General features: G+C 51.8%; 15 protein-coding genes and 3 tRNA genes. 14 read left to right on the top strand and 4 right to left on the bottom strand.

Going from position 1 to position 14,103, the window contains the following annotated elements; all coding sequences use genetic code 11:
• Nucleotides 1-35 precede the first annotated feature (35 nt).
• The 3 genes from AC0LWN_RS15655 (at nt 36) to AC0LWN_RS15645 (ending at nt 1,684) form a co-directional block, all read left to right on the top strand.
• A complete protein-coding gene (locus AC0LWN_RS15655; RefSeq protein ID WP_474666826.1) occupies nt 36-1,235 on the top strand; it encodes an ABC transporter substrate-binding protein in 1,200 nt (399 codons plus the stop codon).
• A 163-nt stretch (nt 1,236-1,398) separates the two neighbouring features.
• Nucleotides 1,399-1,473, top strand: a tRNA-Glu gene (locus AC0LWN_RS15650).
• A gap of 128 nt (nt 1,474-1,601) precedes the next feature.
• Nucleotides 1,602-1,684: transfer RNA gene (locus AC0LWN_RS15645), tRNA-Leu, on the top strand.
• A gap of 88 nt (nt 1,685-1,772) precedes the next feature.
• Here AC0LWN_RS15645 and AC0LWN_RS15640 read toward each other — a convergent pair.
• Both AC0LWN_RS15640 and AC0LWN_RS15635 read right to left on the bottom strand, forming a co-directional pair.
• Nucleotides 1,773-2,405, bottom strand: coding sequence for a PAS domain-containing protein (locus AC0LWN_RS15640; protein WP_474666824.1), 633 nt, complete (start codon nt 2,403-2,405; stop codon nt 1,773-1,775).
• A gap of 36 nt (nt 2,406-2,441) precedes the next feature.
• Nucleotides 2,442-2,639, bottom strand: coding sequence for an XRE family transcriptional regulator (locus tag AC0LWN_RS15635; protein WP_474666822.1), 198 nt, complete (start codon nt 2,637-2,639; stop codon nt 2,442-2,444).
• Nucleotides 2,640-2,787: 148 nt separating this feature from the next.
• Between AC0LWN_RS15635 and AC0LWN_RS15630 the strand changes: the two genes are divergently transcribed.
• Together AC0LWN_RS15630 and AC0LWN_RS15625 are read left to right on the top strand one after the other, a co-directional pair.
• A complete protein-coding gene (locus AC0LWN_RS15630; protein ID WP_474666820.1) occupies nt 2,788-3,153 on the top strand; it encodes a helix-turn-helix domain-containing protein in 366 nt (121 codons plus the stop codon).
• A gap of 83 nt (nt 3,154-3,236) precedes the next feature.
• Nucleotides 3,237-3,319: transfer RNA gene (locus AC0LWN_RS15625), tRNA-Leu, on the top strand.
• A 156-nt stretch (nt 3,320-3,475) separates the two neighbouring features.
• Here the strand turns inward: AC0LWN_RS15625 and AC0LWN_RS15620 are convergent.
• Nucleotides 3,476-3,955, bottom strand: a complete 480-nt coding sequence (locus AC0LWN_RS15620; RefSeq protein WP_019912954.1) for a glutathione peroxidase — start codon at nt 3,953-3,955, stop codon at nt 3,476-3,478.
• 287 nt (nt 3,956-4,242) lie between these two features.
• Here AC0LWN_RS15620 and AC0LWN_RS15615 point away from each other — a divergent pair, with 287 nt between their 5' ends.
• Nucleotides 4,243-4,521, top strand: coding sequence for a hypothetical protein (locus AC0LWN_RS15615; protein WP_458964541.1), 279 nt, complete (start codon nt 4,243-4,245; stop codon nt 4,519-4,521).
• A gap of 78 nt (nt 4,522-4,599) precedes the next feature.
• Nucleotides 4,600-5,049 (top strand): thiol-disulfide oxidoreductase DCC family protein, encoded by a 450-nt coding sequence (locus tag AC0LWN_RS15610; protein ID WP_474666818.1) that lies wholly within the window; start codon nt 4,600-4,602, stop codon nt 5,047-5,049.
• 80 nt (nt 5,050-5,129) lie between these two features.
• On the opposite strand, the gene AC0LWN_RS15605 is transcribed toward AC0LWN_RS15610, so the two are convergent.
• Entirely contained in the window at nt 5,130-6,317 is a 1,188-nt protein-coding gene (locus AC0LWN_RS15605) for a stalk domain-containing protein (RefSeq protein ID WP_474666816.1), read from the bottom strand.
• A 263-nt stretch (nt 6,318-6,580) separates the two neighbouring features.
• On the opposite strand from AC0LWN_RS15605, the gene AC0LWN_RS15600 reads away from it, so the two are divergent.
• The 7 genes from AC0LWN_RS15600 (at nt 6,581) to AC0LWN_RS15570 (ending at nt 14,093) form a co-directional block, all read left to right on the top strand.
• The gene (locus tag AC0LWN_RS15600) at nt 6,581-7,753 is read left to right on the top strand and encodes a CpaE/TadZ family protein (protein WP_474666814.1); all 1,173 of its coding nucleotides are present in this window, start codon (nt 6,581-6,583) and stop codon (nt 7,751-7,753) included.
• Nucleotides 7,746-9,017: a TadA family conjugal transfer-associated ATPase gene (locus tag AC0LWN_RS15595; RefSeq protein ID WP_474666812.1), complete on the top strand. Its 1,272-nt coding sequence runs from the start codon at nt 7,746-7,748 to the stop codon at nt 9,015-9,017. Before AC0LWN_RS15600 ends, AC0LWN_RS15595 begins: the two co-directional genes overlap by 8 nt.
• Nucleotides 9,017-9,880, top strand: coding sequence for a type II secretion system F family protein (locus AC0LWN_RS15590; protein WP_474666810.1), 864 nt, complete (start codon nt 9,017-9,019; stop codon nt 9,878-9,880). Before AC0LWN_RS15595 ends, AC0LWN_RS15590 begins: the two co-directional genes overlap by 1 nt.
• Before the next feature lie 13 nt (nt 9,881-9,893).
• The gene (locus tag AC0LWN_RS15585) at nt 9,894-10,766 is read left to right on the top strand and encodes a type II secretion system F family protein (RefSeq protein WP_474666808.1); all 873 of its coding nucleotides are present in this window, start codon (nt 9,894-9,896) and stop codon (nt 10,764-10,766) included.
• 13 nt (nt 10,767-10,779) lie between these two features.
• Nucleotides 10,780-10,971: a Flp1 family type IVb pilin gene (locus tag AC0LWN_RS15580; RefSeq protein ID WP_474666806.1), complete on the top strand. Its 192-nt coding sequence runs from the start codon at nt 10,780-10,782 to the stop codon at nt 10,969-10,971.
• Nucleotides 10,968-11,630, top strand: a complete 663-nt coding sequence (locus AC0LWN_RS15575) for a pilus assembly protein (RefSeq protein WP_474666804.1) — start codon at nt 10,968-10,970, stop codon at nt 11,628-11,630. Before AC0LWN_RS15580 ends, AC0LWN_RS15575 begins: the two co-directional genes overlap by 4 nt.
• A gap of 87 nt (nt 11,631-11,717) precedes the next feature.
• The gene (locus AC0LWN_RS15570; RefSeq protein WP_474666802.1) at nt 11,718-14,093 is read left to right on the top strand and encodes a hypothetical protein; all 2,376 of its coding nucleotides are present in this window, start codon (nt 11,718-11,720) and stop codon (nt 14,091-14,093) included.
• The last annotated feature ends 10 nt before the right edge of the window (nt 14,094-14,103 follow it).

The following is a 14,103-nucleotide window of genomic DNA, read 5'->3' as shown; positions in this document are numbered from 1 at the left end:
TATAAAATTTTAATATTCGGGAGGCTGGAGAAACTATGAAGAAAATTGGGGCCATTATTTTGTCGACGGTACTGATAGCGGTATTAGCTTCGGGCTGCGGCAGTAACAACAAAGAGAGCAGCGGCAATTCTGCAAGCGGCGGCAATGCTGGCGGGGACACCATCAAAATCGGTGCTGACCTTGAGCTTACAGGCGGCCAGGCTTCTTTTGGCGACTCCGCATCAAAGGGCGCGAAGCTGGCGGTGCAGCAGATCAACGATGCAGGCGGCATCCTCGGCAAGAAGCTGGAGCTCATTGTATCCGATAATGCCTCGAAATCCGAGGAAGCCACACAGGTTGCCCAGAAGCTGATAACCAATGATAAGGTTGTTACGATCATCGGAGCCTCCACATCTACGAATACTTTGGGGATCGTTCCTGTAGCCACAGAAAAGAAAATTCCGCTCGTTTCAGTGGGAGCTACCAACCCTAAGGTTACGGTTGACGAACGTACCAGCAAAGTGAATGAATGGGTGTTCCGCGCGGCCTTCATTGATCCTTTCCAAGGGCAGGTTATGGCAAACTTTGCAACAGACTCCCTGAAAGCCAAAACAGCGGTAATCTACACCGATACTTCGAGTGACTATTCCAAAGGTCTGCAGAAGTTTTTTGAAGAAACCTTCAAGTCCAAAGGCGGAGAGGTGCTGAGCCAAGAGTCTTACCAGCAGAAGGATTCCGACTTCAAAGCCGTGCTGACACGTATCAAGGAGGCCAACCCGGATGTTATTTATCTGCCGGGCTATTATGAAGAGGTGGGTAAAATCCTGAAGCAGGCCCGTGAAATGGGCATCACTGCTCCGTTCCTGGGCGGCGATGGCTGGGATTCCCCGCAGCTTGCGGAAATCGCTGGCGCAGATGCGCTGAAGGACACTTACATGTCCAATCACTACTCGCCGGAGGATACTGCCACAGAAGTCAAATCTTTCGTTGACGCCTACAAAGCAGCCAATGGCGGCGCGGTGCCGGACGGCATGGCAGCTCTGGGCTACGATGCGCTGAAGCTGGTTGCCGATGCAATTTCCCGTGCGGGTGAGGCTGACCCTGCCAAGATCAAGGACGCTTTGGTAGCGACCAAGGATTTGCAGCTGGCTACCGGCAAAATTACGCTGAACGAGTCCCATGACCCGGTTAAAGCGGCTGTCGTTCTGAAATTCGTCGACGGAAAACAAACTTTCGAAACCAAGGTCAATCCTTAAAAGTTAAAATCCAGGGGTCCGGTTGGTCTATTGCGGAGGGCTTGATGCCCTCCGTATTTTCTTTGCTGCGCCTGCAAAAAACTTCTCCCAAAAAACATCTTGTCAAAATCCTCGGAGTTTGATATACTCATTTTTGTTGTGACAAGGACATACTTGTTAATATGGCTCGTTGGTCAAGGGGTTAAGACACCTCCCTTTCACGGAGGTAACATGGGTTCGAATCCCATACGAGTCACCATTTCTTCTTCGAGTTTTGGGATGAGAACCCAGAGGTTCGTTGGAGCATTGACATCGTTAGGAATACTTCGCAATCGTTTCGTAGTGTGAAACGTATCCCATACGAGTCACCATTTCTTCTTAGTATATGCGGTAGTGGTGGAATGGCAGACACGCTATCTTGAGGGGGTAGTGGGTGTATACCCGTGGAGGTTCGAGTCCTCTCTACCGCATCCATTGACACAAAGCCACTCCTAATCAGAGTATCTGATAGGGGTGGCTTTTTTGGTATTAAGCAGGGATGGATGAACTGGAGCCCGCTTAATGCTCCAGCGCTGCGGCGTATTTGGGGTATAGTTGCCGGATGCAGTCCGGGCAGATATCATGGGTGAACTGCAAGGAGAGCTGGTGCTGCAGGAAATGCTCAAGCGTGATCCATTCCTCTTCGGCACTACGGACCGATTTGCAGGAAGCACAGATTGGAATGAGAGGATGATACGTTGTGCTCAAGCGGGTGCCAGCGACGGCTCTAACCGGCTGAATATGGCCTCTTCCGGCGGCAGGACCGGCATCATGGAGGGAGAGGACAAGGTTTCTGCCTTGTGCGGGCTGCGCGGTCAGAAGCGGAAATATATCCAGCCGGACGGCCCTGCTGCCTTTATTGGCCGTTCTGATCACCAGCTCAGAGCTGGAAATCAGGCGCTCACCCTGTACAACGTCCTGAAGCGTCTCACTCAGCGCTGCGGTCATACCCGGATAGGCAATAAGCTCTTGAAACACTTCTAAGATATTGCCGCCAATCCATTCAGTGTCAGGGGAGAGGCCATAGAACTGGCTGTATTCGATCCAACTGGCGTTGGCATACAGAATAACTCCATTGCTGCCCGTAACGAGTATGTTCCCAGGCAGCGATAGAAGGGAATGGGTTGGGGTAAAGGACAAGCTCTGTGGCAAAAGTAATCGCTCCTTGAGATCACACCGGATGAAAAGCTAAGATGGAGGCAGACCCAGAAGTTCCGAAACCTGGCGCCTGTACCGTTCTGCTCTGCGTGTGCCGTGAATCAGGTTGGAGAGGCGATAAGGCGGGATTCCGTAAATTTCGCAAAATTTTTTCTGATCCAGATGCAGTTCCGTCAGCCGCTGTTTGACTGCCCAGCCGTAGGGGGTAATAGGACGTTTGCTGTTCACAAGGGCTCACCTCTTATCGACTATCCAGCCGTATGATATAATGGGATAAGGAATAATAATAGTTAATTATATACTTTTTTACGTCATTTTTCAATAATAATTACGTAAATAAGTGTTTTTTTAAAATTGAGTGGAGGGCGGTTGACCGATGCAGTCCATATACGAACGAATTGAATATCTGATTAAGCAAAAAGGAATGACCAAGAAATCCTTCTGTGAACAGTTGAATATCAGCACAGGCAATATGGGAGATTGGAAGCGTGGCAAGTCAACACCCGGAACGCATAAGCTGATTGAGATCGGGGCTTTTTTCCATGTGAGTCTGGATTGGCTGATCCTGGGGAAGAAGACACCTGAGATGGTGCGTGAAGGCTCAGAGGATTATTTTTTTGGCCAAATGCGGCAATTGAATTGCCAAACCGATGGATTGAAGTCGGAAGAGCAGAATTTCATTAAGGAATACATCGCTTTTACCCAATACCGCAAGCAAAAAGAATCGGAAGAAAATTCTTAAACGGGCTGCTTTACTTTTTGCGAAAAACGTTTTATAATATTGAATGTTGCCCTCAAACATTGCTTTAATGTAAAACACACCGCGCGGTAGTGGTGGAATGGCAGACACGCTATCTTGAGGGGGTAGTGGGCGTACGCTCGTGGAGGTTCGAGTCCTCTCTACCGCATATAGTAAGAACACAGCAAAGCCCTTCGTGAGAAGGGCTTTTTTTATATGTATTTTAACAACTGGCGGCAGGCATATTGTCTGCAAAAAAAGATACTCTTCGCACTCGGCAATGGGCCGCGCGTAAGAGTATCTTTTGGCGTGTGGCGGCCCGAGATTAGCCCAGCAGTTTGGCGATGTCCGCTTCAATCTGATCTGGAGTGGTCTGCGGGGCAAAACGCTTCAGCACACGGCCCTCCTGGTCCACCAGAAACTTGGTGAAGTTCCATTTAACGCTCTTCGAGCCCAGAACGCCAGGCGCTTCCTTGGACAGGTATTTGAACAGCGGATGCGCTTCATCGCCTTTTACATCAATTTTTTCATACATCGGGAAGGTTACACCGTAGTTGATTTCGCAGAATTCGGCGATATCCTCACTGTCTCCAGGCTCCTGTCCGGCAAACTGATTGCTTGGAAAGCCCAGCACTTCAAAACCGCGGTCCTTGAACTTATCGTACACTTCTTGAAGACCTTTATACTGAGGTGTAAATCCGCACTTGCTGGCTGTGTTCACTACGAGCAGCACTTTGCCTTTGTACTTGGAGAGCGTTTCTTCCTGGCCCCGCAGGGTGTTCACTTCAAAATCATAAATACTCATGATTCATACCTCCCGTACATATATTTATAACAATTTAATTGTACACTATTTATTTCAAGAATCAAGTCGCCAGCTCATGAAAATATTGAACTCTGAGGAAGGCTATGGGGGTATGTTCCTGGGAATAATGTCTAAATAGAGACGTGGAAATAAGGAAGAATAATAAATAGCTGGCGGGAGAGCGTGCTTTGGTTGACATCACCCCTAAAATTCTTTACTATGTCTAAGTATCTGTTAATGTCGCGTGTGCTATTTACTACCAAAAATTTAAATAATGGGTGATGAAGATGTCTTATAGACCGAATATTACGAATGTGACCAAAGCCAGCAGCAATGATAAGGAAGGATTATACGAGTTCATTGTTAAGCTCGCTGACGGAACGGAGTGCCGCGCGTTCTACAATCGGTTTCCGGAATGGAAAATGACGAACATCAGCCGCCTGCTCAAGACGCCTTGTCCGGTTTGCCGCAAAGATTTTATCTGCAGATGTATGGAAGCCTTCACCGCTGATTTCGAAGGGCAAATGATCGGGAATGAATGGATTGACAAGGCGATTGCCGAATAATTACATGGACGGATTGCGATGGCGCGGGAGCTTATCCCGCGTTTTTGTTTTTTTAAGAGGAGCGCTCAGGGATATACTATGATTATCAGAAAGGGGTGGGGGACGTTGGAGGAAGAACGGATTACAGCTATAGAGGGCAAGTCCGTTGTGCTGATTGATGGGGTGTGTCATTTGTGCCAGGGGCTGGTCCGGTTCATTATTCCGCGTGATCCCAAGGGCAGATTTCTATTCGCCCCTTTGCAGAGCGAGATTTCCCGTGAACTGATGCTTGCGAATGGGCTTACGCCCGGGGTGCTGAGTACGGTAGTGCTGCTTGAGAACGGAGTGTGCTATACAGAGTCTGCTGCAGTGCTGCGGATAGCCCGCAGGCTGCGATTTCCGTGGCCGGTTGCGTATATATTCATAATTGTCCCCCGCCCGCTGCGTGATGCCCTGTACAGGTTTGTAGCCAGGAACCGTTACCGCTGGTTTGGCCGTGATGAGCAGTGTCTGGTGCCGACACCGGAGATCCGCCGGAGGTTTCTGTGAGAAGCATTGATGAAAAAAACAACAGCAGACCCCGGGTTTGGGGCCTGCTTGTTTTTTGACGGGAAAAAGATCAGTTCGCCTTACTTGGTCAGCGCTTCAGCATTGATGTTGTAGGTCTGAACCAGCTTCCACTTGCCGTCCGCCGATTTTTTCAGCGTGGTGACGGCTTTGACCCGGGAATCGTTGAACTGCGGTCCTTTTAGCTTTTTAACTGTAACTACGGTATATATTGCGGCTTCATTGTCTGAATAACTAATGATTTTGGAGGACTCCACGGTTGTCTCTAAATCATAGGCCTGGAAGATCTGTTTATAGGTCTGCTTGTTTTGCTCGTAGGCTGCGGAAGTTTCGTCAATGGTGGACAGCATGCCGTCCAGGTCTTCTTTGTTGGTAAAATCCGTGTTGGCTTGCAGCGTGGCCTTAATTTGATCTTCATCTGCTTTTGGAACTGTAATATCCGCTTTCAGCATAGCATCCGGGAGGATATATTGGATTCCTTTGATTTGGATGCTGCTGATCTGCCAGCCGGAGTTATCTGCATTCCTGGTAAGAGAATATACATACTCCGCTTTCGAGTTCAGCATGAAGGGGCCGCTGACTTTGTCTGTCGTTTCAATGGTATGTACGGTCGCTTCCTTGGCTTGCACATCAATAATGTCCATCTGGACAATCGCTGTGGTGGTAGTGAAGGTATTCATCTGCTGCTTGAGCTGTGGACCGGCTGCGGCAAGCGGTGATTTCGGATCAATGAGGCTTATGAAGCCTTCGGAATTGCCCTTGTTGGAGTAGGTGACATATTTGTCGAAAAGCTCCGCAATCCCTTTGGTGTCCGCGCTGCTCTGATTGCTTTTGATTTCAACGGTATTTGCTGCTGCATTCCAGGTGACGCTGTTTCCTGTCGCTTCGCTGACAAAACGCAGAGGCACGTAGGTGACATTGTTGATCATTTTGGGAGCGGTTGCCAGTTGCTTAACGGTTCCGTTCACGCTCGCTTTTTTGCTGCCAATCTGCAGTGTGATCGTCAGGCCTTCCTTTGCTGCTGTAATGGTGCCTGTTTTGGCGTTCCACACCAGGTTCAGCCCCAGTTTCTCAAAAATGGGCCGCATAGGAATGAGGATGGAGTCGTGATCTTTAACCGGTGCATTGGTGGTCAGGTTCAGCTTCTGCTGATCAATCTGGACTGTGATGGGCCGCTCTGCGGCGGCTGCCGAAAGGCTGATGGCACCGGACAAGGTGAGTACGGCAAGAAAACCAGGTACTAGCTTCATGATGAGATGTGCTCCTTTGTTATGATCTAGTTTCAGGAAAATAATGGACGTATGAATTATACAGGGAAGTGACGGATAATGGAAGGTACTGCGCAGGCTATAAAACGACAATTTTAAAAAAAGCTATTGCTGTGTTCTTATATATATGCTACTATAGCTGTAAATTATAGGAATAGTAACGGAAGCACCGTTCAGTAACCGTATCTCACGGTTATTGGCGGTGCTTTTTTTGCGTTCTTTTATGCGGAAAGGAGAGGGGTTATATGGCGGCAAGGATCGTGCTCGCCGTGCGGGAGAGTCAATATATTGAGCCACTACTGCATTACATCCACCATACCGAGTATGGAGGAATGCTGCGGATCACGGCGTTTAGCCGGCTGGATACCTTTGTGGAATTTATGAAGGGAGAGGAGGTTCCCGATGCTGTTGTAGGCGATCCTTCTTTTATCGAGGCTTGGCTCGTGGAAGGGAGAAGCACGGTTCCGTGGGCGGTTCTGAGCGAAGCCGGGGAGATTTCGGGCAAGCAGCACGGGAGTCTGGCAGGCGGTCAGGTTATTGCCAAATACCAGTCGCTGCCGTCATTGCTGGAGTCCATACTCCGGTTATGTGATGTGAAGCGAAGCAGGGCATCCTCCATTCCGAAGGAAGAGACGCTGCTTCTGGGTGTGGTCTCGGCTAGCGGAAGCAGCGGCAAAACCACGCTTGCGCTGAATTTGGCCAAGCAGCTTGGCGGACTGGGACTGTCGGTTTTTTATCTGAACCTGGAAAGTGTGGACAGCAGTGCATTGGTGCTGCGGATGCCGGCTGGAAATTCCCCCGGGCTGGAACGTCTGCTGTATGAACTGAAGGCAAGCGGAGGAGAGGGGGGGGAGGCCGCGCCGGACAGGCTTGCACTGGAAAGATATACTGTGCGGCAGGACAGCCTTCGGAGTGATTCCTTCAGACCTGTAGCGAATTTCAAGGAAATGCTGCAGATGTCGCTTGCGGATACGCTGGATCTATTGGAGCGGCTGTCTGCAGCGGGACGCTATGATGTCGTAATTGTAGATACCGGAAGCATTGAGGAGGAACGGGCCCAGGCTGTTTTGCAGAGATGCGGCATTCTGCTGTGGGTGCTGAGGAATGATGAGGCCAGTCTGTATAAGACGGCTAGGTGGCTCGGACATTGCAGCAATCCGAATTCAGGCAAGCTGCAGGAGGTGCCGGACAAGAGCAGATTTGTTATGAATTTCGCAGCGGATTCAACGTATGACAGGGCTATGCCTGTGGAAATCAGAATTGATGCCGTCCTACCTTACATCCCATCCTGGGCGCTGCCGCATCACGGGGAGCTTAGCCTGAATTCGCCGCAATTTGTGGCTGGGGTGCTGCAGATTTGCACGGAATTCGTTGAGCCGGCGCTGCCGCGTGTTTTTACCGGAAGCCTTTATGAATGAAGAGATGTTCAGAGAACTGCGCAGCGATATCCGGTCAGGGCTTGATGTTACCTCCGCTGTGGGGAACCGCGAGCTTACGGCTCATATTGAGCGGACGATTCTGGAGCGCGACAGTCTGCGGTATTTGACCGCCCAAGAGAAACATGAACTGGTTAAGAAGCTGTTCGATTCCTTCCGTGGACTGGATGTGCTGCAGCCGCTGGTGGATAATCCGGCGATTACCGAGATTATGATCAACAGTCATGATGAGATTTTTGTTGAGGAGGACGGACATATCCGCCGGTTGCCGCTGGCTTTTGAATCCAGAAGCAGGCTGGAGGATATTATCCAGTCCGTGGTCTCCGGTGTTAACCGTGTGGTGAACGACTCTTCGCCAATCGTAGATGCCCGGCTGAAGGATGGCTCCCGCGTCAATATCGTTCTGCCGCCCGTTGCGCTTAAGGGCCCGGCGATGACGATCCGCAAATTTCCCGAGACGCCAATGACGATGAGCGAACTGATCCGCCGTGAGGCGTTAAGCGGGGAAGCAGCGGAGCTGCTGCAAATACTGGTGGCAGCCAAATACAACATTTTTATCAGCGGGGGCACCGGCTCGGGCAAGACAACCTTTCTGAATGCCTTGTCCCAGTTCATTCCGCCTCAGGAGCGTGTCATTACAGTAGAGGATTCCGCCGAGCTGCAGATCGTGACTGTGCCGAACCTCGTCTCGCTGGAGACGAGAAATGCCAATACGGAAGGACGCGGCGAGATCACTATCCGGGACCTGATCCGCTCCTCGCTGCGCATGCGACCCAACCGTATTGTGGTCGGAGAAGTCCGGGGAGCGGAATGTCTCGATATGCTGCAGGCGATGAACACGGGACACGATGGGAGTTTGTCGACCGGCCATTCTAACAGTGCGCGGGATATGGTCAGCCGTCTGGAAACGATGGTGCTGAGTGCGGCCGATCTGCCTGTTGCGGTGGTCCGCCAGCAGATTGGCTCGGCGATAGATATTTTCGTGCATCTGTCGCGGCTGCGGGACCGTTCGCGGCGGGTGATGGAAATCTGTGAGGTCATAGGTTTGCAGGACGGGGAGGTGGTGCTGAGCCCGCTGTATGAGTTCCGGGAAACAGGGGAGAGAGGTGGGCGGGTGCAGGGAGGTCTTGTCGCTTGCGGGAATCCGCTGATGCATGACGGCAAGCTGAAGATGGCCGGGGTTCACAGCTATCCGTTGTCCCAATTTAGTGCCGGAGATCAGAGGCGGGAGGAGGAGGTCATCTGATGATTTTGAATAAGAAAACGCAGCGTTCGCGGAAGTCTGGAAGAAGATTCTTTGCCCTCAAAGGCAGGAAGGAAGGCACTCAAGCAGCGGAGGCTGCTCGCGCTCGTGGAAGCCAGGTGCAATTGCCGGATTATACGGTGTACACGTTAACTTCGCTGCAAAGAATCCTGTCATTGCTGGCAGGAGGGGGGCTGCTCTGGGGCATTGGGTTTCTTTTCTACCACAATGTTCTGCTGTCTCTGCTGCTGGTCCCGGGCGGGGCATATGCACCGAGAATGCTGCGCGACTATCTGCTCCGCCGGCGGCGTGCTGCACTGAATCTGCAATTCAAGATGACGTTATTCTCACTCTCTTCTTCGCTGTCTGCAGGCCGCTCCGTCGAGAATGCTTTTCGTGAAGCGGTGCAGGACCTGCTCATGCTCGACCCGGAGGGCGGCAGCGATATGATCTCTGAGCTGAATATTATCTGCGCGCGCATGGAGTATGGCCAGCCGGTGGAAGAAGCGCTGCATGATTTCAGCAAACGGGCCGGCATGGACGACGTTGAACGGTTCGCCGACGTATTCTCTGTCTGCAAGCGGACAGGAGGCGACCTGGTGGAAATCGTGCGCCGGACTTCGACGATAATCGGGGAAAAGCTGGATATTCAGCAGGATATCGCTGTCAGCATCGCCCAGAAGAAATTCGAAGCCAAGGCTCTGCTGGTCTCGCCACTTGTTATGGTGGCGTTTATGAGTCTGACAGCAGGGGATTACATGGAGCCTATGTATACCGGTGCAGGAATTGCAATCTCCACACTGGCACTCGGCAGCTTGTTTCTATGTTATCTCTGGACCTCCAAAATCATGGATATTCCGCTGTGAAGGGGGTGAAAAGATGATTTGGGTATGCGGCGCCATCACGTTGGCGCTCACACTCGGCTGGGCGTTCCTGCGCCTAAAATGTGGCAACCGGTATGCCGGGCTGCGCGGATTGAGGGTGGAAGGACTGCGGCTTCGCAGGCTTGGCGAGCCTATTCTTTTGCTGATAGAGAAGGGGAAGCTTGGCAGTTATGTTCCTTCGGTAATGTTCAGGATTCAGCGCTCGCTGCAGCGGACCTATGGAAACCGCCACAGTGCAGAGCGGACACTGCTCTTCATGGGGGAGATGTTCAGCTACAGCTGGCTGTTCCTGGCGGCTGGAAGCACACTCACTATGTTCAGCGGGGAGAAGGCCGGGATTCTTCTGGGAACAGTGCTGGCGGCAATCCTTCCGGTGGCGCTGGTCAGCGATTTGCATAAGAAGGTAAGACTGCGGGAGCAGAATATTTTGCTGGAGCTGCCGGAGCTGCTGAACAGCATTGTGCTGCTGGTGGGTGCGGGAGAGACAGTGCAGCGGGCGGTCGTCCGCTGTGTGGACAGCCGGAAAGTAGACAGTTCACATCCGCTGTATAAGGAACTGCGAACCATGACCAGCGAATGGGAGAGCGGCTATTCGTTTCAGCAGGCGTTTGAGAATTTCAGCAAGCGCTGCGCGGTGCAGGAGGTGTCGTTGTTCACGACTACAGTGCTCCTCAATTACCGCCGAGGCGGCGCAGACTTTGTTTTGTCGCTGCGCGACCTTTCGCGGATGCTGTGGGAGAAGCGGAAGGCGATCAGCCGGACGCGCGGGGAGCAGGCTTCATCGAAGCTGGTTTTCCCGATGGTGGTTATCTTTTTAATTGTAATTGTGCTGGTGGGGACACCGGCGTTCATGATGCTAAAAATGTAGGAGGATGAAGCTGATGATGAGTTCAACGGTTGTAGAAGCTGCAAAGGGCTTTTGGAAGGATGAGGAAGGGCTGGGTACGCTGGAGATGATCTTGATTATTGCGGTGTTGATTGCGGTAGTGCTGGTATTCCGTGAGGAGATTGTGAAGGTGGTCAAATCCTTGATCAGCACGGCGGGAGACAAGAGTCAGGAAGTATTCGAGTGATTGCACTTAAGAAGGATGAGGGCAGCTTTACCATTGAAGCCTCTATGCTGCTGTCAATTATCATGTTCATCACTATGCTGCTGCTGTTCTTCTGTCTATACAGCTATCAGAAGTCGATGCTGCTACAGGTGGCTTCAGCCGCCACTGAACGCGCAGCCTACAATTGGGATAACAGCAGTAAGGCGAAAGAGGGCTCTTTTGCCATCGGACAATATGACCCTCTGTATTGGCGAATTGGCGAGGATGGCCTGTTATCTTCCTTGTTCGGTGTGGGGGCGGATAACGGTGCAGTTACAATAACACTTCCTGCCGCCGAAGGTGGAGGCGCATTAGCCGCGGTTAAGCTTCAGCGGTCCTCCGGGATGGTTCCGGCCAATATGCCGGGGGAGATGAAGTACGCCTTCAGTCTCACCGGCCGGAAGGTAAGCGCAGAGCTGAAGCGGGTGCTGAATCTGCCCGTGCTGGATGAGCTGCTGGCTGACAAGGCTAGTCCTGAGGTGACTGCCCAGTCTGTGGTTGCTGAGCCAGTGGAATTCATTCGTACCGTAGATCTGATGCGCTATTATGGTGCCAAATTCAAGAGCGGTGCGCAGAACGCCAAGTCAGGGACAGGCATGGAGAAGAAGAATGCCGCCATTATGATGACTAAACTGAAATAGGCAAATGGTGTTGCATGCGGCAGGCGGGATAAGCCACAAGATGAAAGATGCGTGCAGATAACAACGAGGAAAGGAGGTGGATGAGGTGTGCAGCAAGAGAAGGGCGGCGGTATTGATAAACGGATAAGGCACAAGAAAAACGGGAGCTTGATATTTAGAAGTCAGGGTAACAGAAGCCCGATTGGCCGAAGTCAGGGCAACAGAATGCTAGGTTTCAGAAGCCCGATCAACAGGATCTGGAATCATAGCTGGAATTATCGCTGGATTCACAGGACAGATGGCTCGGTCTCTATATTTCTGATTATGGTGCTGGCTTTTGTGTTTCTGTTCTCCGCTGTGCTGATTGACTATGCGCGAATTGCTGCTGTCAATGTGCAGGAGGAGCGTTTGGCGAGAGCTGGCGTCCGTTCAGTGATGTCATCTTACGATATTGAACTCAAGGACAAGTATGGCTTGTTTGCTTTTGGCGGCAGTGACGGCGACCAGCTATTGGCCGGAGTGCTGAACGACAATCTTTATGAGAGCGGGCGCGGCGACGCTTTTAATTTGCTGCCGGTGAAGGTGGATTCCTCATCTCTGAGCTGGAGCCGTCCGCTTGGCAGCTATGAAATCTTTCGCCGGCAAATCGTTGAGGAGATGAAATACAAGGCGCCGATTGATTTTGCCCTGGAGCTGGCCGGGGAGTTCAAGCCTCTGTCTGCAGCTATGGGAGAGGCCTCACGGACAACGAAGATGCTTAGTAAGCTCCAGCCCTTGTATGATGAGCGCGAGGAAGCGCTGGATCTGATGCTGAAGCGGCGGAAGCAGGCTGCAGATAGCGGAAAAGCGCTGCAGGAGCTGGTCATGAATCCCCCCGGCGTTAGCATTGGGTCTATCGCAGTGGGAAATATCACTTCGGCTGCGGATATCCCGGCTATGTACAGCGATTATGTCGGCAAATATTATGCCGATTTGTATCGTGATGAAGACGAGTCTGCACAGTACGGAAGTATTCTGGCACTTTATTCACAGCAATCCGCTGAGCTGATTTCGCGGATTCCCGCTGCCCTGTCTGATTTTCAAAAAGAACACGACCAATTCATGGAGGATGCCGGGTCTGCGCTTGAGCAGGTCAAAACCTTGAATGCTCAAATGAAGAGCTTATTGGAGCAGGCCAGGAACAACGGACCGGATGATGCGAGGGATGCCGCGCGGGATTGGGATATTCCAGACAGTACAGATGAGCAGAGCGCCGATCCCATTAAGAAGCTGCGCGAACAGGAGGACTCGCTTATTCTCACGGATAGTGACATCAGCAAGCTGGAGAATAGTTTATCTGCACAGAAGGGAGCCTCGCAGGCGGTGGGGCCGGCGGTGTCCGGGTTGCCTGGGAGCTTGGGGGCAGCAACGGGTTACAATGCGGAGCTTTCTCTTATAGTTAACAGTGTTCTGGCCGCTTCTCAAGCTATAAGCAGCTACATGCGGGATTATGGCAGCAATGGGACGGTCATTGCTGCCGAAGCTGCTCAGATCGAAGCGCACCGCACATCAGACAGCCAGCGCAAGCAAATTGAGCAGGAGGCCAAGGGCAAGCTGGGTGATGCCATGAAGCTGCTGGACCAGATCCGCGGGCTGAGCGATGGCGCGGGAGAAGCCATGAAGCGGTACCAGACGTTGCGCCAGTATTATGAGGAGAACCTTGCTTTTAACAAGGGGGTGGACCAGGAAGCAGCCACAGAGTCCGCAAGCACAAATCCATATACGGCAGGAAGCTCATCCATGAGCAAAATGGACGGTCTTTACGCTGCAATGGGTGATGTGCTGGAGGGAGCCAGGGACAGGCTATTCCAAACCGAATATTCGGCGCTGTATTTTCCAGCCTTTGATCCTTCGAAATTAAGCGGCCTAACTTCAGGCTCTATAGGTGATGCAGCGGGGCTGCTCGCAGATCAGCTTGATCCTAATGCCCAAGAGCTAGAGTATATCCTATATGGCTTCTATAATCCTGGCGGGAATGTAGCGGCGGCTTATGGAGAGATTTTTGCAACGCGTCTGGCTATACGAACTATGGAGGGGCTTTCAGAAAAGGCTGCTCTAGGTAATCCGTTGTTAATCCTGGCTGCGGCGCTTCTATACGGAGTCGAGCAGGCGGTACAGGATATGCTGCTGTTATGCAAGGATGGCGAAATTCCGCTCTCCAAGTACATACCCGTCAAGCTTAGTTATCGGGATTACCTGCGCTTGTTCCTGGTGCTGCATGGAGGCGGCGATGTGCAGTTGTCGCGGATGCTGGCCTTGATTCGGCTGAATACCGGCAGCAATCCTAATGAGAAGTTCACCTATGCGGCTGCGGATATCAAAATGGCGACGCCGTTATGGTTTTTGCCGGGTGTGGTGAAGCTGCTCGACTACAGTGCAGGTCTTCCCGGTGATGTGCAGGGCAAGTTATATTACCGGGCAGTGAAGGCCGATTTCTCTTATTAGCATGGGGGTG

The sequence above is a fragment of the Paenibacillus sp. sgz302115 genome (assembly GCF_056120445.1).
The sequence above is the reverse complement of the archived record's forward strand: the minus strand, read 5'-3'. Positions and strand labels throughout refer to the sequence as shown.

Bases quoted from the DNA above. Each gene is read 5' to 3' on its own strand.
- AC0LWN_RS15655 (WP_474666826.1), top strand. From the start codon at position 36: ATGAAGAAAATTGGGGCCATTATTTTGTCGACGGTACTGATAGCGGTA.
- AC0LWN_RS15630 (WP_474666820.1), top strand. From the start codon at position 2,788: ATGCAGTCCATATACGAACGAATTGAATATCTGATTAAGCAAAAAGGA.
- AC0LWN_RS15620 (WP_019912954.1), bottom strand. From the start codon at position 3,955: ATGAGTATTTATGATTTTGAAGTGAACACCCTGCGGGGCCAGGAAGAA.
- AC0LWN_RS15615 (WP_458964541.1), top strand. From the start codon at position 4,243: ATGTCTTATAGACCGAATATTACGAATGTGACCAAAGCCAGCAGCAAT.
- AC0LWN_RS15610 (WP_474666818.1), top strand. From the start codon at position 4,600: ATGATTATCAGAAAGGGGTGGGGGACGTTGGAGGAAGAACGGATTACA.
- AC0LWN_RS15605 (WP_474666816.1), bottom strand. From the start codon at position 6,317: ATGAAGCTAGTACCTGGTTTTCTTGCCGTACTCACCTTGTCCGGTGCC.
- AC0LWN_RS15600 (WP_474666814.1), top strand. From the start codon at position 6,581: ATGGCGGCAAGGATCGTGCTCGCCGTGCGGGAGAGTCAATATATTGAG.
- AC0LWN_RS15595 (WP_474666812.1), top strand. From the start codon at position 7,746: ATGAATGAAGAGATGTTCAGAGAACTGCGCAGCGATATCCGGTCAGGG.
- AC0LWN_RS15590 (WP_474666810.1), top strand. From the start codon at position 9,017: ATGATTTTGAATAAGAAAACGCAGCGTTCGCGGAAGTCTGGAAGAAGA.
- AC0LWN_RS15585 (WP_474666808.1), top strand. From the start codon at position 9,894: ATGATTTGGGTATGCGGCGCCATCACGTTGGCGCTCACACTCGGCTGG.
- AC0LWN_RS15580 (WP_474666806.1), top strand. From the start codon at position 10,780: ATGATGAGTTCAACGGTTGTAGAAGCTGCAAAGGGCTTTTGGAAGGAT.